This is a genomic window from Mycobacterium sp. UM_CSW, from assembly GCF_000455205.1.
Taxonomy (GTDB): domain Bacteria; phylum Actinomycetota; class Actinomycetes; order Mycobacteriales; family Mycobacteriaceae; genus Mycobacterium.
In genome coordinates this window covers 32,265-59,149 of record NZ_AUWQ01000014.1, presented here as the reverse complement: position 1 = coordinate 59,149, position 26,885 = coordinate 32,265, and the positions used below count along the sequence as shown (strand labels likewise).

The 26,885-nt window shown below is 65.7% G+C and carries 26 protein-coding genes; 13 read left to right on the top strand and 13 right to left on the bottom strand.

Translation table 11 applies throughout. The annotated features are described in order from the left end of the window. Positions 1-265: 265 nt before the first annotated feature. Genes N415_RS06505 through N415_RS06480 form a run of 6 tightly spaced genes read right to left on the bottom strand, consistent with a single transcriptional unit; the run spans position 266 to position 6,638 of the window. Entirely contained in the window at positions 266-1,717 is a 1,452-nt protein-coding gene (locus N415_RS06505) for a class I adenylate-forming enzyme family protein (RefSeq protein ID WP_068178500.1), read from the bottom strand. Further along, on the bottom strand, positions 1,714-2,514 hold the full coding sequence (locus N415_RS06500; RefSeq protein WP_068178497.1) for an enoyl-CoA hydratase/isomerase family protein: 801 nt from the start codon (positions 2,512-2,514) through the stop codon (positions 1,714-1,716). The genes N415_RS06505 and N415_RS06500 overlap by 4 nt, the downstream gene beginning before the upstream one ends. Continuing rightward, positions 2,511-3,326 (bottom strand): enoyl-CoA hydratase/isomerase family protein, encoded by an 816-nt coding sequence (locus tag N415_RS06495; RefSeq protein ID WP_068178494.1) that lies wholly within the window; start codon positions 3,324-3,326, stop codon positions 2,511-2,513. Before N415_RS06495 ends, N415_RS06500 begins: the two co-directional genes overlap by 4 nt. Beyond that, entirely contained in the window at positions 3,323-4,570 is a 1,248-nt protein-coding gene (locus tag N415_RS06490; RefSeq protein ID WP_068178492.1) for an acyl-CoA dehydrogenase family protein, read from the bottom strand. The genes N415_RS06495 and N415_RS06490 overlap by 4 nt, the downstream gene beginning before the upstream one ends. A 6-nt stretch (positions 4,571-4,576) precedes the next feature. After that, on the bottom strand, positions 4,577-5,383 hold the full coding sequence (locus N415_RS06485; protein WP_068178491.1) for an enoyl-CoA hydratase-related protein: 807 nt from the start codon (positions 5,381-5,383) through the stop codon (positions 4,577-4,579). 4 nt (positions 5,384-5,387) lie between these two features. Further along, positions 5,388-6,638: a hypothetical protein gene (locus tag N415_RS06480; protein ID WP_068178487.1), complete on the bottom strand. Its 1,251-nt coding sequence runs from the start codon at positions 6,636-6,638 to the stop codon at positions 5,388-5,390. A gap of 44 nt (positions 6,639-6,682) precedes the next feature. On the opposite strand from N415_RS06480, the gene N415_RS06475 reads away from it, so the two are divergent. After that, a complete protein-coding gene (locus N415_RS06475) occupies positions 6,683-7,519 on the top strand; it encodes an enoyl-CoA hydratase-related protein (protein WP_068178484.1) in 837 nt (278 codons plus the stop codon). 3 nt (positions 7,520-7,522) lie between these two features. On the opposite strand, the gene N415_RS06470 is transcribed toward N415_RS06475, so the two are convergent. Beyond that, positions 7,523-8,398, bottom strand: a complete 876-nt coding sequence (locus tag N415_RS06470) for an SDR family NAD(P)-dependent oxidoreductase (RefSeq protein WP_068178482.1) — start codon at positions 8,396-8,398, stop codon at positions 7,523-7,525. A 109-nt stretch (positions 8,399-8,507) separates the two neighbouring features. Between N415_RS06470 and N415_RS06465 the strand changes: the two genes are divergently transcribed. Then, positions 8,508-10,025 carry a class I adenylate-forming enzyme family protein gene (locus N415_RS06465; protein ID WP_081665103.1) on the top strand — a complete coding sequence of 506 codons (1,518 nt, stop codon included), beginning with the start codon at positions 8,508-8,510 and terminating at the stop codon, positions 10,023-10,025. Here the strand turns inward: N415_RS06465 and N415_RS06460 are convergent. Then, a complete protein-coding gene (locus N415_RS06460; RefSeq protein WP_068178476.1) occupies positions 10,015-10,419 on the bottom strand; it encodes an OB-fold domain-containing protein in 405 nt (134 codons plus the stop codon). The genes N415_RS06465 and N415_RS06460 overlap by 11 nt on opposite strands. Further along, positions 10,419-11,564, bottom strand: coding sequence for an acetyl-CoA acetyltransferase (locus N415_RS06455; RefSeq protein WP_068178474.1), 1,146 nt, complete (start codon positions 11,562-11,564; stop codon positions 10,419-10,421). The genes N415_RS06460 and N415_RS06455 overlap by 1 nt, the downstream gene beginning before the upstream one ends. 52 nt (positions 11,565-11,616) lie before the next feature. Between N415_RS06455 and N415_RS06450 the strand changes: the two genes are divergently transcribed. Genes N415_RS06450 through N415_RS06435 form a run of 4 tightly spaced genes read left to right on the top strand, consistent with a single transcriptional unit; the run spans position 11,617 to position 15,517 of the window. After that, a complete protein-coding gene (locus tag N415_RS06450; RefSeq protein ID WP_068178471.1) occupies positions 11,617-12,447 on the top strand; it encodes an aldolase/citrate lyase family protein in 831 nt (276 codons plus the stop codon). A gap of 48 nt (positions 12,448-12,495) precedes the next feature. Next, positions 12,496-13,614, top strand: a complete 1,119-nt coding sequence (locus N415_RS06445; RefSeq protein WP_068178466.1) for a TauD/TfdA family dioxygenase — start codon at positions 12,496-12,498, stop codon at positions 13,612-13,614. Continuing rightward, positions 13,611-14,696 (top strand): hydroxyacid dehydrogenase, encoded by a 1,086-nt coding sequence (locus N415_RS06440; protein WP_068178462.1) that lies wholly within the window; start codon positions 13,611-13,613, stop codon positions 14,694-14,696. The genes N415_RS06445 and N415_RS06440 overlap by 4 nt, the downstream gene beginning before the upstream one ends. Beyond that, the gene (locus N415_RS06435; protein WP_068178460.1) at positions 14,693-15,517 is read left to right on the top strand and encodes an enoyl-CoA hydratase/isomerase family protein; all 825 of its coding nucleotides are present in this window, start codon (positions 14,693-14,695) and stop codon (positions 15,515-15,517) included. Before N415_RS06440 ends, N415_RS06435 begins: the two co-directional genes overlap by 4 nt. 18 nt (positions 15,518-15,535) lie before the next feature. Here the strand turns inward: N415_RS06435 and N415_RS06430 are convergent, their stop codons facing one another. Next, positions 15,536-16,723: an amidohydrolase family protein gene (locus N415_RS06430; protein ID WP_068178457.1), complete on the bottom strand. Its 1,188-nt coding sequence runs from the start codon at positions 16,721-16,723 to the stop codon at positions 15,536-15,538. 325 nt (positions 16,724-17,048) lie between these two features. Between N415_RS06430 and N415_RS06425 the strand changes: the two genes are divergently transcribed. Beyond that, on the top strand, positions 17,049-17,837 hold the full coding sequence (locus N415_RS06425) for a TetR/AcrR family transcriptional regulator (protein ID WP_068178456.1): 789 nt from the start codon (positions 17,049-17,051) through the stop codon (positions 17,835-17,837). Here the strand turns inward: N415_RS06425 and N415_RS06420 are convergent. Continuing rightward, positions 17,826-18,986, bottom strand: a complete 1,161-nt coding sequence (locus tag N415_RS06420) for an acyl-CoA dehydrogenase family protein (RefSeq protein ID WP_068178453.1) — start codon at positions 18,984-18,986, stop codon at positions 17,826-17,828. The genes N415_RS06425 and N415_RS06420 overlap by 12 nt on opposite strands. A 104-nt stretch (positions 18,987-19,090) precedes the next feature. Between N415_RS06420 and N415_RS06415 the strand changes: the two genes are divergently transcribed. After that, complete coding sequence (locus tag N415_RS06415; RefSeq protein WP_068178699.1) at positions 19,091-20,110, top strand: acyl-CoA dehydrogenase; 1,020 nt, start codon at positions 19,091-19,093, stop codon at positions 20,108-20,110. On the opposite strand, the gene N415_RS06410 is transcribed toward N415_RS06415, so the two are convergent. Both N415_RS06410 and N415_RS06405 read right to left on the bottom strand, forming a co-directional pair. Beyond that, complete coding sequence (locus N415_RS06410; protein ID WP_068178451.1) at positions 20,089-20,499, bottom strand: PaaI family thioesterase; 411 nt, start codon at positions 20,497-20,499, stop codon at positions 20,089-20,091. The genes N415_RS06415 and N415_RS06410 overlap by 22 nt on opposite strands. Before the next feature lie 38 nt (positions 20,500-20,537). Then, positions 20,538-21,446, bottom strand: coding sequence for an enoyl-CoA hydratase (locus N415_RS06405; protein WP_068178448.1), 909 nt, complete (start codon positions 21,444-21,446; stop codon positions 20,538-20,540). 101 nt (positions 21,447-21,547) lie between these two features. Here N415_RS06405 and N415_RS06400 point away from each other — a divergent pair, with 101 nt between their 5' ends. From N415_RS06400 to N415_RS06380, 5 genes are all read left to right on the top strand, one after another. Further along, complete coding sequence (locus N415_RS06400; RefSeq protein WP_068178445.1) at positions 21,548-22,660, top strand: dihydrodipicolinate reductase; 1,113 nt, start codon at positions 21,548-21,550, stop codon at positions 22,658-22,660. 44 nt (positions 22,661-22,704) lie between these two features. Continuing rightward, a complete protein-coding gene (locus tag N415_RS06395; protein ID WP_068178697.1) occupies positions 22,705-23,316 on the top strand; it encodes a nitroreductase family protein in 612 nt (203 codons plus the stop codon). After that, a complete protein-coding gene (locus N415_RS06390) occupies positions 23,313-24,251 on the top strand; it encodes a TIGR03619 family F420-dependent LLM class oxidoreductase (RefSeq protein WP_068178443.1) in 939 nt (312 codons plus the stop codon). Before N415_RS06395 ends, N415_RS06390 begins: the two co-directional genes overlap by 4 nt. A gap of 45 nt (positions 24,252-24,296) precedes the next feature. Beyond that, a complete protein-coding gene (gene fadD4, locus N415_RS06385) occupies positions 24,297-25,826 on the top strand; it encodes a fatty-acid--CoA ligase FadD4 (protein ID WP_068178440.1) in 1,530 nt (509 codons plus the stop codon). A gap of 156 nt (positions 25,827-25,982) precedes the next feature. Further along, positions 25,983-26,882, top strand: coding sequence for an SDR family oxidoreductase (locus tag N415_RS06380; RefSeq protein ID WP_068178437.1), 900 nt, complete (start codon positions 25,983-25,985; stop codon positions 26,880-26,882). The last annotated feature ends 3 nt before the right edge of the window (positions 26,883-26,885 follow it).

Below are 26,885 nucleotides of genomic sequence, written 5' to 3'. Positions count from 1 at the left end.
GTCTTAGTTCGTCGGGCTTAGAACGTGCCGATGTTGGACAGCATCCAATAGAAGAAGGCGACCAGGCCGCACATCGCTCCCCAGGTGATCGCCATCCGGACCAGCTCTTCGATCACAGGCGTTTACTCCCCTCTCCGGCGATTCAGCTGTGGAAAGTAGCATTTACGGCCGATGGTATCACCGTTACCCGATTACGAGAATCCTGATTATCAGGAGCGATCGGAGCTGCGCGGCGAACGGCGGATGTGGCCGGGGCAGCAGACTTTCAGACGTTGGCCATCGCGGCGAGCTCGCGTTTGACGACTTTGCCGACATCATTGCGCGGCAGCTGCTCGACGAACACGATGCGCACTGGAACCCGATACGGCGTCAGGCGCTCTCGGCACCACGCCACCAGCCCGTCTTCGGTCACCGTTTCATTGCCGCGGACGACGAATGCCCAGGGGACCTCTCCGAGGCGCTCATCGGGGACGCCTACTACGGCGGCTTCCCGCACCCCGTCGGCGGCGACCAGTACGTCCTCAACGGTTCCGGGAAACACCTTCAGTCCACCGCGGTTGATCATGTCCGACACCCGGCCGTCAAGCCACAGGAATCCGTCGTCATCGAACCATCCGAGATCGCCAGTGTGGAACCAACCGTCATCGGTGAGCCGGTCCAGGAAGGCCGCATCGATCTTGCGCGCGGCCGTCGTCGGCGTGCGGACCATCACCTCGTCGTTGGCGATCGTGACGTCGATCCCGGGCAAGGGTCGGCCGACAGACCCGAGTTTGGTCTCACCCCAGTCGCGGGCGTCGGCGGCCGACCAGCCCACCACCTCGCCGCCGAGTTCGGTCTGCCCGTAGGAGTTCAGCACGATCACACCGAATTTGTCGCGGAATCGGCCCGCCTGGACGGGTGACAGCGGAGCGGTGATCGACCGCACGATCTTCAGCGGCGAAAGGTCCGTGACCGCATCGTCGTGCAGCACCATGGTCAGCGCCGCAGGCGGCAGCACGGTGGAACGCAGTTGGTGCCGCCGGACGAGGGCGGCGAAGTCACTAGGGGAGAATCGGTCCATCAGCACCACGCCCGAGCCGGCCCGGAATGCGAACAAGACCTGATAGATGCCGGCCCACAGCGACAACGACAACGGCACCAGATTCGGCATGGGTGACCGTTTCGGCTTGTCCCCAGCGGGGTTTGCGCCACGGAGTTTCTCGAGTAGTCGATCGATCAGATCGAGCACCGTGCTGTGCCGGAGCGGCACCGGCTTCGGCGGGCCGGTGGTGCCCGACGTGAACTGCAGCAGCGCAACATCGTCATCATAGGACCGCGCATCGGCGGCATGCTTCGCCGAGGCGGCAATCGCCCATGCCAGCCCGTCGCCGGTCATGACCGGCACGTGGAATGCCGAGAACCGTTGCGCAAGTGCCGGAGTAGTGATGACGGCAACGGGCTGCAACGTCTCCAGCTGGGTCACGATCTCGGCATCGGCGGCCCTGGGATTCAGCGGCGTGTACACACCGCCCGCGCACCACGTGCCGAACAGCGCCGCGATGGTCGTGGCGTCGTTGGGCAGCATCGCGGCGACCACTTGTCCCGTCGTGAGTCCGCGTTCGGCGAGCAGCGTCCCGAGCCGGTCGGCGCTGGCGGCCAGCTCGTCGCGCGACACCTCAGCGCCGAGCGTATGTACCGCGACTTCAGGCAGGCCGTCCAGTAGATCCACCAGGCTCACGAATCGGCCTCCAACGGCGCCCAATTCGGAGTTCGCTTGTCCGCGAAGGCAAGCGGACCCTCGTTCTGGTCGGGGTGTCCCCACATCGACGTCAGGTGCTTTGCACCTACGCCGCACGCATCCGTCAGTCCGTATTCGAGTGCGCCCCACAGCGCACGCTTGGTGGCGCGCATCGCCGCGGGCGAGTTCCTGGCGATCTTTTCGCCGAGCTCCTGGGCGACCTCGCGCAGCTTTTCGGGCGGGTCGACGATTTGGCTGACCATGCCGAGCTCGTATGCCCGCTGGGCGCTGAGCCGTTCATAACTGCCCACCAGAGCCATGCGCAGCACGGCCTCGGCGGGCATCTTACGCATCAGCGTGATGGTCTCGAGCGCACTGACCTGACCGATCGACACATGCGGGTCGACGAAGCTCGCGTCCGACGATGCGATGACGACGTCGGCGTCGGCCACCCAGTGCAGCCCGCCGCCGGCGCACACCCCGTTGACGGCGGTGATGACCGGCTTGTCGACGTTGCAGTGCCACGCCGTCAGCTTGAGGTCCAGTGTGCGCATGGTCTCCTGGAATTGCAGCACGGCCTCGCCGTCGAGCTCCGCGACGTCGGCGCCCACCTGGAAGGCTCGACCGTTTCCGGTGTGCACTATGACCCGCACGTCGGGGTCAGCGTTCAACTGCGCCCACGCTTTGGGAAATTCCTCTCGCATCACCACGTCGTAGGCGTTGAGGCGGTCCGGCCGGTCGTTGATGATCCAGCCGACCGGCCCGCGCCGCTCAACGATCAGCCTCTGGTAGGTCATGAAACCCCCGCCGCATCCGACAGCGGCTGCCACTGCGGCCGGCGCTTTTCGTGCCACGCCCTGGCGCCCTCGCTGTGGTCGGGGTGATTGCGCAGCCGCCAGATCTCATCGGAGGCTTCCCGGCGGGCTTGCGTCATCCCGACTTCCAGGGAACGCCACAGCGCCTTCTTGGTGGCGCGCATCGCGGTCGGCGAATTCGTGGCAATCGCGCCGGCGAGCCGCCCGGCCGCCGCGCGGAGCTGGTCGGCGGCTACCACCTCGGACAGAATGCCCAACTCGTAGGCGCGTTGCGCCGAGATGCGTTCGCCCTTGCCGCTCAACGCCATTCGGGTGATCGCCTCCATCGGGGACTTGCGAAGCAGCGTGATCGCCTCATAGGCGACGGCCTGGCCGAGCGACACGTGCGGGTCGACGAACGAGGCCTGCTCGGCCGCGATCACGATGTCGGCGTCGGCCACCAGGTGCAGACCGCCGCCCGCGCAAACACCGTTGACCGCCGCGATTACCGGCTTCCACACCCCGCAGTGCCACGACGAAATCTTCAGCTCGGCATCCCGGGTCCGGCGTGAATGCCGGCGCATTGCCGCCTTGTCGCGCGCCACCTGCACCACATCCATTCCGGTGCAGAAGGCCTTGCCGTTGGCGGTGTTGACGATCACGCGGACGGTGGGGTCGGCCTCGAGGTCGGCCCAGGCGGATTCGAGTTCGTCGAGCATCAGCGAATCGAAGGCGTTGCCCGCGTCCGGCCGGTTCAGGATCAGCCAGCCGATACCCTCGGACTTCTCCACGACCAACCGCTGGTAGTTGCTCACGAGCGCGGAATTTCCTTCCAGGGTTTGCCTTTCCATGGGTCCGGTTCCTTGGGTAAGCCCAGCACACGCTCGCCGAGAATGTTTTTGTTGATGTCGGTGGTGCCGCCCTCGGTGCCGTTGGCGAGGCTGCGCATCATTCCGTGGACGTCCCGCGGCAGGGCGTCCGGGTCGTCGGTGGCCGGCCAGGCGACCGCGTCGGTGCCCAGCAGATCCACCATGAGGTCCTGGATTTGTTGGTTCAGGGTGGCCTGGTGCACTTTGCCGATCGAGGATGCGGCTCCCGGCGACTGGCCGGCCGAAAGTGCCGCGCGGACACGGTCGTTGGTCCAGCCGCGGATCTGCTCCTGGGCCCACAACCGCATGACCTTGTTCCGGACGACCGGGTCGTCCCATCGGCCGGTCTCGCGCGCCAGCGCTATCAGGCGGTCGGCGCCGGAGCCGCCGAGGCGGCCCATGCCACCCGACCCGGAACCCGAAACCATCTGCCGCTCACTGGACAACGTCGATGCGCTGACACGCCACCCGTCGTTGACATCGCCCACACGGTGCGCGTCGGGGATCCGCGCATTGTCGATGAAGACCTCGTTGAACTCCGCCTCACCGGTGATCTGGCGCAGAGGACGCACCTCGACGCCGACTTGATGCATATCGAGCAGGAAGTAGGTGATGCCTTTGTGCTTGGGTGCCTCTGGGTCGGTTCTGGCGAGTAGGATCGCGAAGTCGGCCTGGTCGGCCCACGTGGTCCAGACCTTCTGGCCCGAGATCACCCAGTCATCCCCGTCCCGGACGGCTCGCGTCGCCAACGAGGCGAGGTCGGACCCGGCGCCGGGCTCGCTGAAGAGCTGACACCACTTTTCCTCGTTGCGCACGATCGGTGGCAGGAAGCGCAGCCGCTGCTCTTCGGTGCCGTGGCTGAACAACGCTGCGGCAGCGTTGTTGAGCCCCAACGGGTTCAGCCGGGTCAGCCGCAGCGGACGCAGCACCTGATCGATCGCCCGGGCCACCTCGTTGCCGATTCCCAGACCGCCGTATTCGCGAGCCCACGTGGGCACGACGAGGCCGGACGCGGCGAAGGCCGGATACCACTGCCGGTACTCCTCCTGACTCCGCACGGCTCGGAGGGCGGCTGGGCTCTCAGCGGCTGCCGTGCGCCAGGAGATCGGTACCTCGGCGTCGACCCATCGCTCGACGGCCGCGACGGCGTCTGCGGTGGCGGTGGCCTCGGTGATCGGCAGCGGTGTCATGATCGTCTAGCGTCCTTGGAACTTCGCCTCGCGCCTGTCGCGGAACGCCGCCAACCCCTCTTTGAAATCCTCACTGCGACTCGACAACTCGAGCGCCATCGCCTCGTTCTGCAGGTGACGGTCGAGGTCGAGCCCGTTACCGCTGTGCAGCAGCCACTTGGTGAGGCCCAGCGCCACGGTGGGTGCGTCGCCGAGGCCCGTGATCAGTTCGCTCGCGACCGCGTCCAATTCGTCGGCGGGGGCCGCGGCGTGAATGATGCCCCACTCGGCCGCGGTGGTTCCGGAGATCTCGTGGCCGAGCATCAACAGTTGCCGGGTGCGCACCATGCCGATGAGGCGGGGCATCAGCCAGGCGGCGCCGCTGTCCGGCGTGAAACCGCGGGCCATGAAAGGCTCCCAGAACCGCGCGTTTCCGGCGGCGACGCAGAAGTCGGAAGCCATTGCGATGTGGAACCCGAGGCCGGCGGCCCAGCCGCGTACCACACACACGATGGGCACCTGCGTCTCGAGCATCAAGGGGATGAGCCGGTTGGCCTTGTTTGGCAGTCTCCGCTGTGTGCTGCCCACCCTTGGCTTGCGCTCCGAGCGACTGTTGTTGGCGATCAGGTCGGAGCCGGCGCAGAAGTCCGGTCCTTGGGCGTCGATCCGGATGACACGCACCGACTCGTCGGTGCCGGCCGCGGCGAGATGCGTGATCATCGCGTCGAGCATCACGTCGTTGACCGCGTTTCGGCGCTCGGCACGGTCGAAGGTCAGGTGCAGGACCTGACCGTGTTGTTCGGCGCCGAGGCCGGGCACGCTGTCGTAACTCATGGCCTCAGCGCTCGGCGAACCGTGCCGACACCGCGGTGAGCAGGTCGGCGAGGTTGGTCGCGCCGCCCGGCGGATCGGGTAGCCGGACGGGTCCGCGTTCGCGGCTCGGCAACAGGATCGTGGCATGTCCGGGCGCCGTCACCTGGCAACGGTGATTCGTCGCCGCCAATTCGAGGTCGACGGCGGGCCGGTCGTCCTCGGCAAGATACTTGCGCACCACTTTTCCGGTGATGGTGTGCAGGTCGCCGACGTAGTTGAAGAGCCGGAACTCGCAGTCGAGCTTCCACAGCCAGGCGTCGTCCCCCATCCAGTCCGTGCACAGGTGGATCAGCCAGGTCTCGCGCATGCGGCCGTAGTCGAAAGTGGTGGGGTTGCCCGCATTGCGGGCCGCGTCCGGTTCCCAGTGCACGCGCTGCTGCACATCCGGGACACCGTGTTCGTTGGGCGTGTAGAAACGGGGAATGCGTTGCCGGTTGCGCCACGCCAGCCGCAGGGGCCGCACGCCGTACATCCCGGTGCCCATGCCGACGTGCCAGCAGACCATGTCGGTGACCGTCAGCGGGCCTTTGGTCAAGGGTCCCACCTCGTCGCCCTCGTCGACGTCCTCCCACCATCGAGGTTCGGCACCGCGCGGCGACTCGCGCGCGTATCTTTCGTCCAGTTCGGCGATCTCGTCCGGCGTCCACGACTTCAGTTCAACGGTCTCGTACTTCTTGCGTCCGCGGGCCTTGCCGCGCTCGGTGCGGATCATGTTGCGGTACTGCCCACCCAGAATGACGCCCTCGTCGTCGCGGAACACCTGCGCTGACCATTCGTGCACGGCGCGCTCGGCGAATTCGCTGCTCTTGTCCAGTGCAGCAACCAGAGCGTTGCGCCGGAAGACCCGATGATTCGCCCGCAGCGGCGCCCACCACTCCCGCGCGGAGGAGGCGTAGAAGGCGTGGACGCCGCGCAGCGGGTCGCCCTTGGTCAGCGCACGGTCCTCGTCGGAGAGCGTGGTCACCTCGTCCTCACCGATCAGCGTGTCGCCCCCCACGAGGGCCGGCGGCGCGATCGACTCACCCCAGATGGATTTCGCGGCGTACTCAGGATCGGCCCACAGCGGGTTGGCGTCGCCGTAGCTCTCTGCCACGTGGCGGAAGCAGTCCTCGTTCGGGCGGTAGTAGTGCGGGGGCTGGGTGTGTGGAACGGCGATGCCGATGGTGGCGCGCAACCGGGCCAGTCCCTCGTCGGTAATCTGACCGGTCTCCGGCATGGAAATTAAGATACCCGAAAAGCGGAAACGCCGTTAACGCAGGGATGAACCAGATGAGTGAAGAACGATCGGGAATCGTGGTAGGCGTCACCGACGGCGGGGTGCAACGAATCACCATCGACCGCGCCGATGTCGGAAACTCGCTGTCGCCCTTGGCGCGTGACGCGCTCACGGAGGCGTTCACGCGGGCGAACGACGATCCCGCCATCCGCGCCGTGCTGTTGGGCGCCACGGGTGACCGGCACTTCTGCACCGGCGCGGGCTTGGCGCCGCAGACGGGGGACGCAGTTGCACAATCGAAAGCCGTCGCCGAGAAACGACCCGGCGACATCGCTCGCATGCTCCAACAGGGCTGGCAGCGATTAGTGGCGTCGGTATTGGACTGCGACAAACCTGTGGTCGCCGCGGTCAACGGCACCGCTGCGGGCGCCGGGGCCAGCCTGGTCCTGGCATGCGACCTCGTCGTCATGTCAACGGAGGCAAAGCTTGTCGAGGCGTTCGTGCACCGCGGGATCCTGCCGGATTCGGGCGCCATTCACCTGCTGACCAGAATTGTGGGGCTGCGCAAGGCGACCGAACTGCTGATGCTCGGCGAGCCTGTCGACGCTGCCACCTGTGAAAGGCTCGGACTTGTCAACCGGGTGACCGCAGCCGGCGACACCGACGCCACGGCGGAAGAGCTTGCCAGACGGCTCGCTGCGGGGCCGACCGTGATGCTGGCACTCACCAAGCGGTTGTTGTCCGTTTCATCGGAGTCGGGGCGCGATCGCGCATTCGAACAGGAAGCCTGGGCGCAGGAGGTGGTGTCGCGGACCGCTGACCTGCAAGAGGGCCTGCGGTCTTTCGCCGAGCGGCGCCCCCCACGGTTCCAGGGTTTCTGACGCTCAACCCTGCTCAACCCGTTGGGGGCCACCACGAATGGTGAACGCGGAGCTATCGTCGATCTCCTCGATCGACGCTGCCACCGACTCCGCGGTCAGCGACGGGTCCTCGATTCCTTTGGTGACACCGATGAACACCCGCGACACCTTGCCTGCGCCTACCGAGTAGATGTGCGCAGTGCGGTCGCAGCTGCGGTGTGCCAGGTAGATGACCACGGGCGTGACGAGTTCGGGGTCCATCTTCTTGCCGGCCTCACCCATGATGTCCTCGGTCATCCGCGTCCGCGCGATGGGTGCAATGGCGTTGATGGCGATGCCGTTGCGGGCGCCCTCGATCGCAAGAACATGCATCATGCCGACGAGACCCATTTTCGCCGCACCGTAGTTAGCCTGACCGAAGTTGCCGAAAAGCCCGGTGCCCGAGGTCGTCTGAACGATTCGGCCGTAATTCTGCTCCCGCATGACCGGCCAGACCGCCCGCGTCACATTGAAGGCGCCGGAGAGGTGCACGGCGATGACCGCGTCCACCTGCTCGGCGGTCATGTTCTTGAACGCGGCGTCGCGCAGGATCCCGGCATTGTTGACCAGAACGTCGATCCGCCCGAAGGCATCGATCGCCGCCGCCGCGATCGCCGCACCGCCCTCCTCGGTGGCAACCGACTCACCGTTTGCGATCGCGGTGCCCCCCGCGGCCCTGATCTCGTCGACCACCGCTTGAGCCGCCGACGTCGACGCGCCGCTGCCGTCCACCGAACTTCCCAGGTCGTTGACCACGACACGCGCGCCGCGGCGGGCGAGCTCGATGGCGTGGCAGCGGCCGAGCCCGCCGCCGGCGCCGGTGACGATCGCTACCTGGTCATCGAAAGTCATTGACTGCATGCGTGAGAGGTTACATTTACTAAATCGAGAGCAAGCATTTGCATCGGAGGAAACTCTATTGACTGGCGCCACGCAGTTGCTGGGGCACGCGCACCGGCGAGCCGAGGAGCTGCGGCCCCGGTATCGCGCGGCCGGATCCTGGGTCGGCGAGCCGGTTGACGTGGTGCGATCTGCCGCCGCACTACATCCCGGTCGGCCGGCCGTGGCGGATCGCGGCGCCGAACTCACCTACGGTGAGCTGGACCGGCGCATCGATTCGGCCGCACTGGCCATGGTCGATGCCGGCGCAGCCCCGGGCACCGTGATCGTCCTGGTCGTCGGCAACGACGTGGACTCGGTGGTGGCCGTTCACGCGGCGCTGCGAGTCGATGCGGTGGTCCTGCTCGTGCCGCGCAGCGCCGGGCCCAAGCAGCTGGCCGACATCCTGACTCGCACCGGCGCGCGGCTTGGCGTGGCGCCGCACTGGACGGCGAACCAGCCGGAACTATCCGTGGGTTGTCATTGGATCCAACTGGGTGACCGCGAGCGCGTCGACGCAGATCCGCCACACCCGGCGCGGCCGGCGGACGAACCCTCCTTCGTGCTCTACACCTCGGGCACTACGGCTCGACCCAAGGGCGTGATCCATTCGCTGAGCACTTTGGCCAAGGCGTCGGCGAACTACATCACCGCAGCGGGCCTCGGGTCGGACGACAGGATCTTTCTGATCAGTCCGCTGGCGTCGGTCACCGGGGTGCTGCAAGCGCTGTTCATCGCTCCAATGCTCGCGATACCGGTGACTCTCGAGGATCGATGGGATCGGTCGGCGACTTCCGACTTGCTGACCACCTCCGGAGCGACGTGGTACGGGGGCCCCGACCGGCTGCTGGCCCAAATGCTCGACGAGGCCGCGGCGCGCGGCGCTGACGTCGCGTTACGCGCGGCGTATCTGGGCGGCACCATGCTGGACCGGCGGATCGTCGAACGTGTCGAGGACGAATTCGGCATCGTCGTGATGCGCGCCTACGGATCCTCGGAGATCCCGGTCAGCACGTCGGGCCTGCGGACCGAATCCCGAGAAGTGCGTCACGCGGATGACGGGGTGGCGCTCGGCGACGTCGATGTGCGGGTTGGATCGATGGCCGAACCCACCGAGTGCTGCGTCAAGGGCCCGCACGCTTTTCTCGGGTATACCGACGCCGCGGACGATGAGCACGGGTTCGAGGGTGAGTGGTTCCGCACCGGCGACGTGGCGGAGGTCATCGACGGGCGGGTGCGGATCATCGGCCGCATCAAGGACATCGTGATTCGCAACGGGTTGAAGATTCCGGCCGCCGAAGTGGACGAGGCCGTTTCGCGGATAGACGGAGTCCGCGAGTGCGCCGCCTACTCCGTCGCCGACGAGACCACCGGTGAGCGGCTGGCCGTGGCAGTGGTGCTCGAACCCGACGTCGAGATATCGCTGGCAGAGGTCGCCCAGGCGCTCGTCGCTGAAGGTCTGCCGAAATACAAACTGCCGGAGGAGCTGGTGTTCTGGGACGAGCCGCTTCCCGTCAACGCGAACGGCAAGGTCGACCGCACCAAGCTCGGCGCACGATCAGCGGGGCGCCGGCGGATACTGGCCGACCGAGTCGCCACTACCCGGTAGCCGGATGGAAAACCGGGACTAAAAATCCGTCCTCGTCGTCGCGAAAGGCAAGGACCAGTTCCATGTCCGCGCGCAGATCGTCGACGCGGCATTGCTCCAGGACGGTCATCAGGCGCGGTCCCTCCTCGAGATCCACCATTGCCAGCACGTAGGGAGTCCGCGCATCAAAGGGTGCGCCGTTCTGGTGAATGACGCTCCACGTGTAAAGCCGCGCGCGTCCGGTCGCCGGCACCAACCCCACGTCCTCGCTCCAACAGACTGGACAGAACGGCCGCGCGTACAACGACGTCTGACCGCAGGAGCGGCAGGCGTTGACCATCAGCCTGCGGTCCTGCGTGGCTGACCACCACGCTTGGCCGTCGGCGTCGATCGTGGGCCGGTCTGGAGCGGTCACTACAGCCTCCCGAGGATCATCGTGGCGCTGTGGGTGAAGAAACCACCCATCGCGTGGACACACGCCAGGCGGGCCCCGCCGACTTGCCGCGGTCCGCATTCCCCCCGCAACTGCCGCACCGCCTCGACCATGAGGAACATTCCCCGCATACCGGGGTGACACGCGGCCAGCCCGCCTCCGTCCGTGTTGGTCGGAAGCGCTCCACCAGGGCGCAGGGCGCCGGACTCGATGAGCGGCCCGCCTTCGCCCTTGGCGCAGAACCCCAGGTCCTCCAGCGTCAGCAGCACGGTGGACGTGAAGGAGTCATAGAGCTGGCACACATCGATGTCAGCCGGACCGATGCCCGCCTGCGCGAAGGCTCGTGGGCCCGAGCGCGCGGCGGCCGACGTCGTGAAATCGGGCCATTGGCTCATACTGACGTGCGACGTCGCGTCGGCGGCCCCGAGAATCCAAATCGGATCCTTCGCACAATCCTTGGCCACGCGCTCGCTGGCGAGCACGACGGCGCCGCCGCCATCGGTGCGCAGGCACACATGCTTGGAGGTGAACGGGTCGGCCAGCATCGGTGCGGCCGCGACGTCGGCCACGGTGATGCGGTCACGCTCAAATGCGTTCTCGTTCATGGCCGCCCATTCATGGGCGGCGACGGCGACCTCAGCCAGTTGGTCGACGGTGGTGCCGAATTCGATCATGTGACGCCTGGCCACCATGGCGTATTTGGCGATCAATGTCGCGCCGTAGGGCGCCTCGTACTGCAGTGCGCCGCCGGTGCCCATGGCGGCAGCGGACGCTCGTACCCGGCGCTTGACGTCGGAGCGTGCAGTGGACCCGTACGTCAACAGAGCGACCTCGATTTCCCCGGCCGCGATCGCGGCGGCGGCATGAGCGGCCATCACTTCCCACGACGAGCCGCCGACATTGGTCGCATCGACCCAGTCGGGCCGCAGGCCCAGGTATTCGCTGACCTCGACCGGCGGAAGCAACGTCCCGTGCCCCCCGAAACCGTCGATGTCCTCCTTCGTCAGGCCGGCATCGGCGACCGCCCGCCGCGAGGACTGGGCCATCAGCGACATGGCCGTCTTGTCGGGGACCCGGCCGCAGTCGGACAGGGCAGCACCCACGATGGCGACGCGGTTCGACGACATAGCACATGGTTATCACATTGCCGTCCCGCTGATAATGGTCGCTCGCAAAAGCATGGAAACCGTATTCTCGGTCCGCTACGGTGAGCCTATGACGGCGGCGTTGCGCGACGCGTTGCGGGGGCAATCGCTTGTGCTGTGTCTCGCGCTGCTCAATTCACGCACCCCCGACGTGCCCGCGGTTGCTGCGGCATGCGGGTACGACGCCGTTTACGTCGATCTCGAACACACACCGACCTCGCTGGACACGGCGCAGCTGCTTTGCGCGAGCGCACTGGGGGCGGGCATCTCCGGCCTGGTGCGGATGCCGTCGCACGATCCCAGCCTAATCGCGCGGGCGTTGGATTGTGGGGCAGTGGGAGTCATTGTCCCGCATGTTAATTCGAAGTATGAGGCGGAGGCCGTCGTGCGCGCCGCGCGGTTTCCGCCGATCGGCCATCGGTCGATCTCGGGTTTAAACGCGGTCAGCGGGTACCAGCCACTGACCGCGCCGCAACTTGTGGAGCTGTTGGAACAACGCACGGTCGTGGCCGTGATGATCGAGACCCCGGAAGCTGTCGATGCATCAGACGCCATCGCCTCAGTGGAAGGCATCGACATGATCCTCGTCGGACCGAGCGATCTGACCGCCGAAATGGGCATTCACGGGCAGTACGAGAATCCACATTTCCAAAGTGCAGTAGAATCGGTGGCGGCGGCTTGCCGCAGTCACGGCGTGGCGCTCGGGATGGCCGGAATAAAGTCCCTTGAACTGCTGAATCGGTTCGTGGGATTGGGATTGCGGTTCATCTCGGCGGGGACTGACATCGGGATGATGACCGAGGCGGCCACGGCGCGAGCACAAGCGCTCCGGGGGCTGGACAAGTCACCGCGGAAACCGATTTGACGAACGAAACCGAGAGCGGAAGCGACGCCAACACATCAGGAGGACCGGATGCCGACAGCCATCTACACCAAACCCGTCACCGACCCAATGGCGTGGACAGGCGCCGACTTCACGAGCAAGGAAGACTTCGCCTTCGACCTGTCGGCCCGCAATGTGGCTGCGCTGGAATCGATCTTGGCCAAGACCGCACATAAGGACCGGGATGACATCACGCCCGAGGACGCCCGACACCCAGACCTCGACGATGATCTGGCGCGGCTTTATCGGGATCTGATGTTCGGCAAGGGCCTGGCGTGCGTGCGCGGCTTCCCCGTCGAGCAGCACTCGATCGAGGATCTCGAACGCATCTACTGGGCGTTCTGCACCCACCTCGGATATCTCGTGTCGAACAACTCGTTTGGGCACCGGATGGTGCGCGTCCAGGAGGAAATCCTGCCCGGCGGCGTGCAACCCGCCCGCGGAACCAAATCCCGCGCCGAGCTGGCGATGCACAACGACGCCGCAGACATCCTGTCGCTGCTGTGCGTATATCCGGCGGCGGAGGGCGGAGAGAGCCAGTTCGCCAGCGGGCCCGCAGCCCACAACCGGATTCTGGCGGAACGCCCGGACCTGCTCGACGTGCTATACCGGGGTTTTCCGCACCATCGGCGCAGTGAGCAGCCCGACGACCAGCCCGACGTGACGCCCTACGACGTGCCCGTCTTCTCCCAGATCGACGGACGCATCTGCATCAACTTCACCTACAGCAGCATCCTTCCCGCCATGCACGCGCTCGGCCGCGAGTTCACGCCGGAGGAGACGGAGGCAGTGGAATTGCTGCGCACCATTCTGATCGAGCAACAGGTCGAGTTCCGGCTGGAATCCGGTGAGGCCGCGGTGGCGAACAACTTCGCGATGTGCCACTCGCGCTCGGACTTTGTGAGCAGCAACGACCCGAAGAAGGCGCGCTGCTTCCTGCGGGCATGGATGGAGGTGCCGCGGGAAGACCGGCGGCTGCCGATCGGCCGCGAATACTTCCACATGGAGAACAAGGACCTGCGTCTCGGGTACGACGTCGTCGAGGGCCGGGACGGGGCCATCGCCCGGAACGACTACAAGAACGTCAACGCAGAACTGGCCGAGATGTTCAAGGCGGCGCAGGCGAAACCCAAAGTCAAGAACACGTGAGCGTTCGCGCTCGTCTGGTCTACGAACGGTGGACCGATCCCGTTGCCGGCGACATCCTCGAAGTCGGTGACATCGATCTGGTCAAGCTCGACTTGGACGCTGCCGACGAGAAGGGCTGGGCCGCCCTGGAATCCGCGCACGGATACCAAGTGGCCACCCGCACGGATGTGGCCGGATACACCGATGGTGCACAGTGGCTGGCAGGGCCGGCACTGGTGCGGCGTTGTGAGAAGCTGCTCGCCGTGTGCTCGGCCGGCGCAGGGTATGACGTCATCGACGTCGACGCGTGTACGCGGGCCGGAATCGCGGTGTGCAACAACTCCGGCCCCGGCGCGGAGGCGGTCGCCGAGCACGCCCTGGGTTTCATGCTCGACCTGGCCAAGAAGATCACGGCCGCCGACCGGATGCTCCGGGCCGGCCCGCTGAGTGACCGGTTGGTCCTGCGGGGGAGTCAGCTACTGGGCAAGACGCTCGGCGTCATCGGGCTCGGCGCCATCGGGGGCCGCCTCGTCGAGCTGTGCGCGCCTTTCGAGATGGAGGTCCTGGTTTTCGACCCCTACCTCGACGAGGTCAGCGCACACGCGCGCGGGGTGCGAGTCGTCACACTGGCCGAACTCCTGGGGCGTTCGGATTTCGTACAGGTGACGTGCCCGCTGAGCGCGGAGACGAAGGGACTCATCGGCAAGGCGCAGTTCGCGGCGATGAAGCCGACCGCGTTTTTCATCACCACTGCACGCGGGCTCGTCCACGACGAAGCGGCGCTGCTCGAAGCACTCGCTAGCGGAGGCATCGCGGGAGCGGCCCTCGATGTGTTCCACGAAGAACCGCCCCGCCAGGACAACCCCCTGCTGCATCTCGACAACGTGATCGCGACGCCGCATACCGCGGGGATCACCGTCGAGGCCACACGCGACCTCGCCGTCGCCACCGCCAAGCAGTGGCAGACGATATTCGCCGGCGGTCTGCCGCCGCGCTTGCTGAATCCCGATGTCTGGCCTCGCTACTCCGACAGATTCAAGGACATCTTCGGATTCCGTCCAAGCGCCACAACGGCTTTGGAGCAGGGGGGCCGCACCCGGTGACACAATACGACACGATCGAGGTGGAAGTCAGGGATCACACGGCGTGTGTGACCCTCAACCGCCCTGAGGTGCTCAACGCGATCAACGACGAGATGATCGCCGAACTGACGGTGGCCTACGCGGAAATCGAACGATCGCAGGATATCTGGACGGTCATCATCACCGGTGCCGGCCGTGCCCTCTGCGTCGGAGCGGACGTCAACAAGGCCGCCGACCACGACATGGAGAACGCGCCGGGAATCGACAATCAAGGCGAGCCCATCCTCAGCTCGATGCGGCAGTGGGACGCACCGCAGGAGGCGACACCGCCGTGGCTGCAGATGACCAAGCCGATCATCTGTGCGGTCAACGGCATCGCGTGCGGTGCGGGGATGGACCTCGTGACCACCGCGGACATCACCATTGCCTCGGAGCGCGCGACGTTGATGGATCCGCATGTCAGCATCGGCGTGACGTCCGGACGCGAAGGGGTCAGGCTCGCGAGGATCCTGCCACTGCCCGTCGCGATGAGGCTGATCTTGATGGGCAAACACGAGCAACTCGACGCGCGCCGGGCCTACGACCTGGGTGTCTTCACCGAGGTGGTCGCGCACGACGCACTGATGCCGCGAGCCTGGGAAATCGCCGAAATCGTGAACTCCAATGCGCCGCTTGCGGTCCGGGGCTCACGGATGGCTGTGCGCAAGGGCCTGACGCTGCCCATCTACGAGGCCGAACTGCTCGCCGAGAATTACCGCATGAAAGTTGCCCTGACGAAGGACGCCGTCGAGGGACCGCGTGCCTTCCTCGAGAAGCGCAAACCGGATTGGAAAGCGCAGTAGCGCTACACGAGGCCGACGCTACGTGAGGCCGAAGAACCGTTTCGCATTGGTGGACAACACCTTACGTTTGGTCTCCTCGTCCAAGCCTTCCGTCGCCTTATTGGCCACTTCGAGGCTCCTGGGCCAATTGGTGTCGTTGTGAGGGTAGTCGGTCTCGAACATGAGCTGGTCGGGCCCGACGAGATCGAGGATGCGGAAGGCGACCGGGTCGCCGAAGGTGGAGAAGTAAACACGCCCGGGCACCTGGCTGCTCGGCGGTTCGGTCAGCAGGGGATGGATGCCACCCCAGGCCCGACGGTCCTCCCAGACCTCGTCGACGCGCTGCAGGTAGTAGGGGATCCAACCGGCCTGCGCCTCGGCGAATGCGAGCTTGAGGTCGGGAAATTGGACGAGCTTGGCGGAGAACAGCCAGTCGACCAAGGCGATCGTGCAGTTGACGGCCATCAACGCGCTGGTGACCACATGCGGAGAGTCGGGGGAGGACTTGGTGAGCGAGGAACTCGACCCGATGTGCAGCATGATGCCGACGTGGTTTCGCTCGCAGGCGGCGAAGAACGGATCCCAGTAGCCGCTGTGGATGGACGGTAGGTCGAGACGGGTGGGCAGCTCCGAGAAGCACACGGCACGCATCCCTTTGGCGGCGACCCGTTCGACCTCCTTGGCGGCGAGTTCGACGTCCCAGAGCGGGATGATGCCGAGCGGGATCAGCCGACCGTTTGAGCTGGCGCCCCATTCGTCGATCTGGAAGTCGTTGTAGGCCTCGACGCAGAGTTTGGCGAGCTCCTTGTCCTTGCCGTACAGGAAACGTTGGCCACAGAATCGGACGAGGGTGTTGGGGAAGCACGCAGAGGCCTCGATGCCGGCGATATCCATGTCGGCGAGCCGGTCCGCGGGACGAAAGCAGCCGGGGCGCATCTCGTCGTAGGTGATCGGGTCGGTGGTGAGTTCGTCGAGGTCGTAACCGGCGGCCGCGCTGATGAGCGGGATTGGGATGACCGCATCCTCATAGCGCCAAATGTCGGCTTCTCGGCCCTCGTCGTCCTCGACGAACGCGACATCGGACGTGACGCTGGGATCCATGCGTCCGCGGGTGCGAACGATTCGCGGCCCGATGCCCTGATAGCGCTGGGGCAGGCGGCTCGTCCACAGATCGGCGGGCTCCACCAGGTGGTCATCCGGGGAGACGATCAGAATGTCTGCGCTCAACGCTGCACCCCTTCGGCGGCCGCCTGCGGCTTCAGATGGCGGCACACTGAGTCGGAAAAGAGAATCACCGTTTACACGGTACCCCATCAGCTCGCTCAGGCGAACTCGTGCCCAACGGCTCGGCATGCGTTGGCATCGAAATCCAAACGCGCCGTTGGCCGTGCGGTGTGGGCCGAGGTTTCCGCAGGACGGTCACCGCGGTGCCGAGTGGGTCGGTTGACGTGCTTATCCGGTGGAAATTGGGACTTACGGCAGCTGGCAATCGACATACACGTGTAGGTAGATCCCGCGCTTAAAGCTTCGAGGGCGTATTCTGAATGGCACTATGGCTGCGAAGAAGACCGCCGGTCGTGATAGCGAAACCGGCTTGGAACTTGTTGAAAACGATCTCGAGGCGCCCAGCACGTGGCAGCAGCGCACGATCGAGCGGCGCCTGAGCACCGCGAGAGCGCGTGCTCTCGCCCGCAGTTCGCGGTTTCTTGCCACCGCACTGGAGCTGGTCGAGGAGTCAGGGAAGGCTGACTTCACGATCCAGACGCTCATCGACAGATCGAATCTGAGCCTGCGGGCGTTTTACCAACATTTCGCGGGCAAAGAAGAACTCATGTTGGCGCTTTATGAGAACGTCACGAGTCAGTTCACCGAGGACATCCGACAAGAGGTCGCCGCGGCCGACGGTCCGATGGAGCAGCTCGAGGCCTTCTGTCGCGGCGTGTTGTCCCGCGCGGAGTCGTCGGAGGCCATCGGTGGCCGGGTCGTGACGATTTACAACCTCAGCCTGGAGATCGAGCGGCCGGACGACTTCGCCAAGGTGTGGGAGCCTCACCTGAAGCTGCTGACTAAGATCCTCACGTCATGTGCCCGGGCGGGACTGGTGCGCACGGATCTGACGCCCGCACAGCTGACCACGTTGCTCAACACCACGCTCACGGCACTTGCCCAGATCGGGGTTTTTCATCTGGGTGGCAAGAGCCCAAGGCTCACCGAGGACCAATTGTGGGCGTGGTGCAAGCAGGCCGTCACACCGCCGGTCACCGACGTCGAGGTCAAGCCGGCGCGCAAGGCAGCGCCCCGCGGCGTGTCGGGGCGCAGGACCAAGAAGCTAACGGGGTAGGCCGAGCCCACGCTGGGCGATGATGGTGCGGTGGACTTCGCTCGTCCCCGCATAGATCGTGGTGCCCAACGAGAACCGCAGTGAGTGCTCGAACCGCCCGCGTTCTGGTGCGGTCGGCTCGAGATAGCTGCGCAAGCCGTCCGCGCCGACGAGCTCTACGACGTCCTGGCTGGCGCGTTCGAGCGCCTCGGTGCTGAACACCTTGGACATGGAGCCCTCGGCCACGGGCATGTCGCCCTGTTCGAGCATCCACACGCACCGCCGCTGCAACAGCATCGATACCTCGGCCTCCGTCGCGACCCGGGCGAGCCGGCGCCGGACGTCGACATTGGCGATGGGCGGCGAGCCATCGTCGGAAACGGTGGTGGTGGCCCAATGTTCGGCATGGTGTAACAGCCTGATCAAGTGCGGACCCCAGCCCGAGGCGTGTTCATCGCGCAGGGACAGCCCAAGCACCTCCCAGCCGCCGTCGACTTCACCGATTCGCCACTCATCGCCGACGCGGACGTCGCTGTAGAAGGTGATGTTGGTGCGCTCGCCAGAAAGGGTCCACACGGCTTGTGCCTCAAAGCCGTTGGAATCGCACGGGACCAGGAACATCGTCAGCCCCTTGTGTTTCGGTTTTTCGGGGCTGGTGCGCGCCAGCAAGAACACGAAGTCGGCGATGTGACCGTTGGTGGTGAACATTTTGGAGCCGTTGATCACCCAGTAGTCGCCGTCGCGAACGGCTTTGGTGGCGGCCGCGGCGACGTCGGACCCGCATTCCGGTTCGGTGAAGCCGAAGGCAATGGTGATGTCGCCGTTGATCGCACCGGGAAGGATACGGTCCTTCATCGCTGGGGTGCCGATCTCTCGGATGATCGACGCGACCATTCTGGTCGTCTCGGAGAGGTACACCGGCGCGTCGAAGCGCATCAGCTCCTCTTTGACGACCTGATCGTCCCATGCGTTGCGGTTCTGCCCGCCGAGCTCGACGGGCCAGCCGGGCGCGAAATAGCCTTTGTCGACTAGGCCTTTGGCGAACTCTTCGTCGTGTGAGACCCCGCTGCGGTAGATGCGTTCCTCGAATTCGGAAGTCAGCACGTCTTGGAGGTGGGCGCGGACCTCGTCGCGGTAGGCCGCCGTATCTGCATCGAGGTGAAAGTGCATCTATGCATGCCAATCTGTCGTCGCACACGCCCGGCCGGGCCGATCGGTAATGATACTCTCAATTTCGAGAGCAACCATATCCGCACGTGATGGGACTGGCGATCGTGGACCTGAGCTTGACCGGCGAGCAGCGGCAGTTGGTGGACTCGTTCGGCGCGCTCTTTGCGCGAGAGTCAACCTCGGAGCGCGTCCGGGCAGCCGAGCCGGTGGGGTTCGACCCCAAGCTCTGGAAGGCGCTGCTGGATATCGGTGCGATGCAGATGGCAGTCGACGAGGCGGCCGGAGGTTGGGGCGCCTCGGAACTGGAACTGGCGCTGATCGCAGAAAAGTTCGGCCGCGCGATCGCCTCCGCACCCGTCATCGAAGCGCAGGTCGCCGCGCGGTTGCTGGCCGAGTCGGGCGAGGCTGGAGCGGGGTTGTTGAGCACCGTCCTCGCGGGCGAACGGCTGATCGCATTCGCGCCCCGCGCGGGACATGGCCGGAGAGTGGGGCTGGCGCCCGCCGCGGCGGTGGCAGAGGACGTCATCGTCCTGGCGGAGGGGCAGTTGCTCGCGGTGCCGATCGGCAAGAACCGCACAGTGGTGGCAAACCTCGCGTCAATGCCCTTGGCGGACATCACAATCGGCAACGACGCCGTTGTGCTCGCCGACGGAGTGCGGGCGCTCGAGATGTTCTCCGGCGCGCTTGACTTGTGGCTCGCCCTGACCGCTGTCGCGTTGGCGGGTGCGGCCAAGAGAGCCGTCGAGATCGGCGTTGACTATGCCAAACAACGGCACGCGTTCGGAACCGCGATCGGCTCCTTTCAGGCGGTGTCGCACCCACTGGCCGACAGCGCCACCGCGGCCGACGGGGCTCGCCTGCTCGGGCTGAAGGCGGCGTGCGCATTCGCCGACGAGCCCCATCGCGTTCGCGAACTGGCCGCCATGGCCTTTGGGTTCGCCTACGAAACGGCGCGGGACGCGACGCGGCGCAGCCTGCACATCCACGGCGGATACGGATTCGGCATGGAGGGTGACATTCAGTTGTATTACCGCCGGGTCCGGGGCTGGGCCATGGTCTTCGGTGATCCCGTCGGCGCTTTGGACCGCGTCGCCGATGCGCGCTACGGTCCAGCCGCCGGGTGATCTCGGCGCTCGAGGATCGCGAAGCTCAGCGTCGCCCGTGCCGCGAGCCGGTCTCGTCCCACATCGAAAACGTCGACGGCAACCACGATCATGCGCTTTCCCGCGCGGACCAGCGATGCGCTCGCGCGCGCGGGACCCTGCACGATTGGCGCCAAAAAATGGACGGACATGTCCGCGGTGCCCGCGCCGCTGCCCTCACCGGCGTACTTGACCGCAAGTCGGCCGCCGGCCACATCGATCAGCGTGGCGACCAAACCACCCTGTAGGGCGCCCCGGTAGTTCACCAGGTCCGGTCGGTTATGCAGGTCAACGACGACCGACTCGTCGTTGTCGACGACGTCGTAGAAGGGCAGCTGACCGAAGAGGTGACCGGGGATCGTCACCTGCATGGGTTGTGGCGCCGATTGCCCAGACGACGCGACAGTGGTCACGCTTCGGACCGGACCTGGTCTTTGACCGCCAAGACAACCGGGGGAGCGGTGCGCCAGTTGGGGACGCCCTGCTCCTCGCCGGCGGTGGGAAGTTTGTCTTCGCGGATCTGGGCCCAATGGGAGTGATTGAGTTGGTGCAACGCGAAACACGATTGCAGCGCGTTGTAAAAGCCCATGTTGTCGACGGACTGGTTCACGGATTCCTTGATCAGCAGGGCCGCCATGGTCGGCACTTTGGCAATTCGCCGCGCCAGCTCGAGGGTGCGCTCGGCCAGTTCGTCGCGCTTGAAGATCTTGCTCACCATGCCGAGCCGGTAAGCCTCTTCGATCCCGATCGCGTCGCCGGTCAACATAAGCTCCTTCGTGCGGCGCGGCCCGAATTCCCAAGGATGGCCGAAGTACTCCATTCCGCACATCCCCAACCGCGTACCGACGACGTCGGCGAAGCGCACCTCTTCGCTTCCGACGATGAGATCACACGCCCAGATCAGCATGAGTCCTGCCGAGAACACGTCGTCGTGTACCTGTGCGACGGTGATCTTGCGCAGGTTGCGCCACCGCAGGTTGTTCTGGAAAAAGTAATGCCATTCCTGCAGCATCGTTCTCTCCGCGCCGTCGCGCGTACCGCCGTTGATCGTCACGGTGCGGTGCTGTTCCGGGCCCGGGCTGAACTCGGCGCGCGCCTGTTTGGAACCGATATCGTGGCCGGACGAGAACATCGGGCCCTCGCCGGCGAGGATGACGACGCGGACGGTGTCATCGGCCTCGGCGCGGGCAAACGCTTCATCGAGTTCGACGAGCATGCCGCGGTTTTGGGCGTTGCGCTGGTCCGGCCGGTTCAGCGAGATCCGAATGATCATGCCGTCGTCGAAGGTCTCCCACTTCAAGAATTTGTAATCGCTCACCAGTGCCTCCTGCTTTCTCGCCCGTGTCCGGTAATGGTGTTATCTCTATATGAGAAGATATGTTCTCACGCTGTGGCGGATCACGGCCGGAAGGGGTGCGCATGGCGGTCGGTCAGCGAAAGCCGCAGGTAATTCTTTGGGGTCCAGGTCAGGTCGGTGTCGGGGCGTTGCGCGCGCTCATCGCACACCCGGGCCTGGAGTTGGCCGGGGTGGTGGTGCACTCGGAAGCCAAGGACGGCAGGGACGCGGGAGAGCTGTGCGGAATGCCGGCGACCGGCATCCTCGCCACGCGGGATATCGATGCCGCGTTGTCGGCGGATGCGGACGTGGTGGCCTATTTCGCCTCGGGCGACTATCGCTACCGCGAAGCTGCGCAGGACATAGCGCGCTGCCTCCGCGCGGGCAAGGATGTGGTGTGTACCTCCCTGGTGCCCATGTGCTACCCACCGGCGGCCGACAAGGAAACCGTCGAGCTGCTCGAGGCGGCTTGCGAGGAGGGCGGCGCCAGCTTCTTCAATAGCGGTGTCGACCCCGGGTGGGCGAACGACGTGATCGCGCTGACGATGACTGGGTTCAGCAGTCGTGTCGACAGCATCACCATGCTCGAGATTCTCGACTACGGCCCGATCAACCAACCCGACATCATGTTCGATTTCATGGGGTTTGGACATGCGCCAGACCATCCGGCGCCGCTATTCGACCCGGAGCGATTGGCCGCATTGTGGGCACCCGTCGTCCATCTGGTCGCCGACGGCGTCGGACTTCCGCTCGACCACGTCGAGACATCCATCGAGAAATGGCTGGCCACCGAGCGATACGAGGTGGCGTCGGGCTGGATCGAGCCGGGCACGATGGGCGGTATGCATTTCAAGCTTGCCGGCATCGTAGGCGGCGAGGAGCGTGTCGTGCTGGAACACATCACTCGCATGGGCGAAGCTTCCGCGCCGGATTGGCCGCGGCACCCGTCACCGCACGGTGGGTACCGAGTCGTCGTCGAGGGTCTGCCCACCTACACCGTCGACATCGACATGCATGGCCGTGGGAACAACATGCGCGGCCTGACCTACGCGACTGTCATGCGCGAACTCAACGCCATCCCCGCCGTGATGGCCGCCCCAGCCGGTTTGCTCTCCGCCCTCGATCTACCTCTGGTCACCGGTCCTATGCGCGGCGGAACTTGGCGGGGTGTGCTGCCTGCGAGGGTGAGCCCATGAGTGCGCAGCACGTCGCGCGGACGTCGGCGGACTTCTGGGAGGTCATGCGTACCGCGTCGGCCGTCCGGCGGTATCGCGACGAACCCGTCTCCGACGAGGTGATCGATACCTGTCTGCGCGCGGCGAGTTGGGCTCCGTCCGGCGGTAATCAGCAGCCGTGGAAGTTCGTCGTACTCAGATCAAGTAGCGTGCGCGACGTGATCACGGCGGCGGCCCACCGGACGTGGGACGTGATGACGGACTTCTATCGGTTTTCGATGCCGGAGGACGAAGCTGACGATCCCAAATCGCGGGTGCTGCGAACGATGGCCGAGCACATGCGCGTCGGTGGGGCCGCGCCGGTGCTGTTGCTGTTCTGTGTCCAGCCGCAGCGAGGAACCACCGAGCTACAGCAAGGTGGTTCGATCTTTCCCGCCGTGCAGAACTTTCTGCTGGCCGCTCGCGCGCAAGGCCTCGGGGCGGCGATCACGCTGTGGCACGGGTCCTGCGAGGACCAGCTGCGGTCGATGGTCGGGGTTCCCGACGACTGGAAGATCGCGACGTTGCTTACGGTTGGCTGGCCCAAGGGCCGGCATCACCCGGTGCGGCGCAAGCCGCTCGACCAGGTGGCGGCGACCGATCATTGGGATCAGCCTTGGAGAAAGACACCAGGATGAGGACCCGCAGCCCTGAAATCTCGCTATATCTCCGAACTTTCACCGATGGCCCTCAACATGATTGGCGCGCGATGCTGGCATCGGCACGGGCGATGGACAATGCCGGCATCGACCGCGTCGTGGTTGCCGATCATGTGGTGTTCGGCGAGAACTTGGGGGCCTACGCCGACCCGTCGGTGGGTGGTGCGACCGGCGGTCGCCAGCCCACCGGGCCCGACGGAAGCTGGCTGGAACCGCTTGTGGTCCTGACGGCGATCGCGGCAACCACCAAGCGAATCAGGCTCGGGACGTCGATACTGCTGGCAGCCCTGCGGCGGCCCGCGGTCCTGGCCAAACAGCTCGCGACACTGGATGTGCTTTCCGAGGGCCGCGTCGATCTCGGGGTCGGGGTCGGTTGGCAACGAGAGGAATACGTCGCCGCCGGACTGTCTTTCGCTCATCGGGGGCGACTGCTGGATCACACGCTAGAGGTCTGCAAGACGTTGTGGACCGAGCAACGCGCGTCCTATCAGTCCGCCGAACTGTCCTTCGACGCGATCCACCAGATGCCGAAGCCGGTGCAACCCGGCGGCGTGCCGTGCTGGATCAGCGGAACGGTGAACGACGCAGTCGCGCGGCGAATCGCGCGATTTGGCAGCGGTTGGATTCCTTGGGGCTCGGCGTTCGCCGACCTACCGACCGCAATCGTGGCGATGAAAGACAAGGTTGTCGCCCACGGTGGCGACCCCAGCGATCTCCAAATTCAAGGCGCCGCGCGTGCCGTGAAGGGGGATGGCGGAACACTGGACTATTCCGCATCGGTCGCGTCGGTGCCGGCACTGGTCGCCGCAGGCGTCACCGATGTCCGCTTCACCGTCGCGGTGCCCGAGGACGGCGATCGAGCGGCCGAGGTCCTGTCGCCGCTTGTGAAGGCGTTCCGCGACGTCACCCAGTAATGCGGCTGCAACGTCGCCTGATCGCACGGGGGTCGAGGGTCTCGTATGCATTTGCGTGATCACGCAGGTTCCGCGAAACCTGCTGTGGTTCTTCATCCTTCCGGACCTGCCGTGAGCTTTGTGAGTCTCGAGGCCGGCGCGAACAGACTCGCCCATTTCCTCCGACGATCGGGTCTCGTCGCCGGGGACACCATAGCCATTTTGATGGAGAACAACGAACACATCCACGCCGCGATGTGGGCGGCCAAGCGGAGCGGGCTGTACTACACGCTGGTCAATACGCATCTGAACCACGCCGAGATCGCCTACATCGTGGCAGACAGCGCGGCCAGGGCCATTATCTCCTCGCGGGCGATGCGGGATGCCTGCCGGGAACTGCCCAACCACCTCGCGGGCGGGCTGCCGCCGATCGCGTTAATCGCCGACGACGACCTCGCCGGTTGGCAGCGCTATCCCGAATGCGTCGCCCAGGAGCCGTCGACACCTGTCGCCGATGAGTGCGACGGCCAGCTGCTGCAGTACTCCGCGGGCAGCACCGGCCGTCCGAAGGGGATCCGCCGCCCGCTGAATCCACCAGGCTCCGGGGTATCGAGTTCGTCGACACCCGTCTTTGAGGCGCTCGGGGTGAGAAACGACTCGGTGTACTTGAGTCCCGCACCTACTTACCACACCGCGCCCGCCATGTGGACCATGGCTGCGCAAGCCGCCGGCGCGACAACGGTTCTCATGCAGAAGTTTGATGCCGAACATGCCCTGGACTGCATACAGCGCTACGGCGTGACGCACGCCCAGTTCGTGCCGACGATGTTTGTGCGGATGTTGCGGCTGCCTGAAGAAACCCGGAGCCGCTACGACCTGTCGACGTTGCAACGCGTCGTCCACGCCGCCGCGCCTTGTCCACCGGAGATCAAGCGCCAGATGATCGACTGGTGGGGGCCGATAGTCGACGAGTACTACGGGTCATCAGAAGGGGCGGGTATCTCGTTTATCCGCGCCGAGGAGTGGCTCGCCCACCCGGGATCGGTGGGCAAGCCCATGCTTGGTACGCCCCACATCCTCGACGACGAGGACGTCGAGCTCGGACCCAACCAGATCGGTGAAATCTATTACGAGGGCGGCTATCCGTTCGAGTACCTCAACGACGAAGCGAAGACCGCGGCGGCTAAAAATCCGCGCGGCTGGGTCACCGTTGGCGACGTCGGCTATCTCGACGACGAGGGCTATCTGTATCTCACCGATCGGCGCAACCACATGATCATCTCCGGCGGGGTGAACATCTATCCGCAGGAGACGGAGAACCTCCTGGTCAGTCACCCCCTCGTGGTCGACGCTGCCGTGTTCGGCGTTCCGGATCCGGTGATGGGCCAGGCGGTGACTGCCGTGGTGCAGTTGGCGGATCCTGCCCGTGCGTCCACCGCAACCGCCGACGAGCTAGTAGCGTGGCTTCGCAATCGCCTGGCGCACTACAAGTGTCCGCGGGTTCTGCATTTCGAGGCCCAGTTGCCGCGGACTGACGCCGGCAAGCTCTACAAGCGAGAGCTCATCGCGAAATACGCTGCCGCCGAAAAGGCCTGACGCCGTCCAGGCATGAGTGCAGGGCCTTGTTCGCTGGGCAGAAGACGGCAAGTCATAGGCCCAGGGGTGTTGCCGCGCTTGATGATTGGGCGCGGCCGGCATCGCTGGTGAAAATCGGGAATCGACGTGGACGTGCGAAAGGGGTAGCTTTCGCCCATGACATCGCTACACGGCAAAGTTGTGTTCATCACGGGTGGCGCCAGGGGAATCGGGGCCGAGGTCGCCCGTCGGCTGCGCAACAAGGGCGCAAGGCTGGTGTTGACCGATCTCGACAAGGCCGAACTGGCCGCGGTCGCCGCCGAACTCGGCGAAGAGCGGGTGCTCACCGCCGTCGCCGACGTGCGTGACCTGCCCGCCATGCAGGCCGCGGCCGCCAAGGCCGTCGAACGCTTCGGCGGCATCGACGTCGTGGTGGCCAACGCCGGCATCGCGAGCTACGGCTCGCTGTTGCACGTCGACCCGGAGGCGGTCAAGCGGGTGCTGGACGTCAACCTGCTGGGCGTCTTCAACACCGTCCGTGCGACGCTGCCGGCGGTGATCGACCGGCGCGGCTACGTGTTGGTGGTCTCGTCTTTGGCCGCATACGCGGCGGCCCCGGGGCTGGCGCCCTACAACGCGACGAAGGCCGGCAACGAAATCCTCGCCAACGCGCTGCGGCTCGAGGTCGCCAACCTCGGCGTGAACGTCGGCTCGGCGCACATGTCCTGGATCGACACCGCCCTGGTCCGCGACAGTAAGGCCGACATCCCCGCCTTCGGCGAGATGATCGCGAAGCTGCCGTGGCCCCTCAACAAGACCACCACCGTCGACGAGTGCGCGGACGCGCTCGTCAAGGGCATCGAGGGCCGTCGGCGCCGGATCTTTTGCCCGCCGTGGGTCGGGCTGCTGCGCTGGCTCAAGCCCGTGCTGTCCAGCCCGGCCGGCGAATTCCCCGTCCGCAGCGTCACCGACAAGCTGTTGCCCCGGATGGACGCCGAGGCCGCCGCGCTCGGCCGCTCGCTGTCGGCGTTCAACGTCGAGTCATTGCGCGAAACGCGCGGGCTCGCAGGCGATTAGGCG

Bases quoted from the DNA above. Each gene is read 5' to 3' on its own strand.
- N415_RS06400 (WP_068178445.1), top strand. From the start codon at position 21,548: ATGGCGGTCGGTCAGCGAAAGCCGCAGGTAATTCTTTGGGGTCCAGGT.
- N415_RS06390 (WP_068178443.1), top strand. From the start codon at position 23,313: ATGAGGACCCGCAGCCCTGAAATCTCGCTATATCTCCGAACTTTCACC.
- N415_RS06480 (WP_068178487.1), bottom strand. From the start codon at position 6,638: ATGCCGGAGACCGGTCAGATTACCGACGAGGGACTGGCCCGGTTGCGC.
- N415_RS06445 (WP_068178466.1), top strand. From the start codon at position 12,496: ATGCCGACAGCCATCTACACCAAACCCGTCACCGACCCAATGGCGTGG.
- N415_RS06500 (WP_068178497.1), bottom strand. From the start codon at position 2,514: ATGACCTACCAGAGGCTGATCGTTGAGCGGCGCGGGCCGGTCGGCTGG.
- N415_RS06485 (WP_068178491.1), bottom strand. From the start codon at position 5,383: ATGAGTTACGACAGCGTGCCCGGCCTCGGCGCCGAACAACACGGTCAG.
- N415_RS06475 (WP_068178484.1), top strand. From the start codon at position 6,683: ATGAACCAGATGAGTGAAGAACGATCGGGAATCGTGGTAGGCGTCACC.
- N415_RS06410 (WP_068178451.1), bottom strand. From the start codon at position 20,499: ATGCAGGTGACGATCCCCGGTCACCTCTTCGGTCAGCTGCCCTTCTAC.
- fadD4 (WP_068178440.1), top strand. From the start codon at position 24,297: ATGCATTTGCGTGATCACGCAGGTTCCGCGAAACCTGCTGTGGTTCTT.
- N415_RS06395 (WP_068178697.1), top strand. From the start codon at position 22,705: ATGCGTACCGCGTCGGCCGTCCGGCGGTATCGCGACGAACCCGTCTCC.
- N415_RS06450 (WP_068178471.1), top strand. From the start codon at position 11,617: ATGGAAACCGTATTCTCGGTCCGCTACGGTGAGCCTATGACGGCGGCG.
- N415_RS06490 (WP_068178492.1), bottom strand. From the start codon at position 4,570: ATGACACCGCTGCCGATCACCGAGGCCACCGCCACCGCAGACGCCGTC.
- N415_RS06420 (WP_068178453.1), bottom strand. From the start codon at position 18,986: ATGCACTTTCACCTCGATGCAGATACGGCGGCCTACCGCGACGAGGTC.
- N415_RS06470 (WP_068178482.1), bottom strand. From the start codon at position 8,398: ATGCAGTCAATGACTTTCGATGACCAGGTAGCGATCGTCACCGGCGCC.
- N415_RS06455 (WP_068178474.1), bottom strand. From the start codon at position 11,564: ATGTCGTCGAACCGCGTCGCCATCGTGGGTGCTGCCCTGTCCGACTGC.
- N415_RS06380 (WP_068178437.1), top strand. From the start codon at position 25,983: ATGACATCGCTACACGGCAAAGTTGTGTTCATCACGGGTGGCGCCAGG.
- N415_RS06425 (WP_068178456.1), top strand. From the start codon at position 17,049: ATGGCTGCGAAGAAGACCGCCGGTCGTGATAGCGAAACCGGCTTGGAA.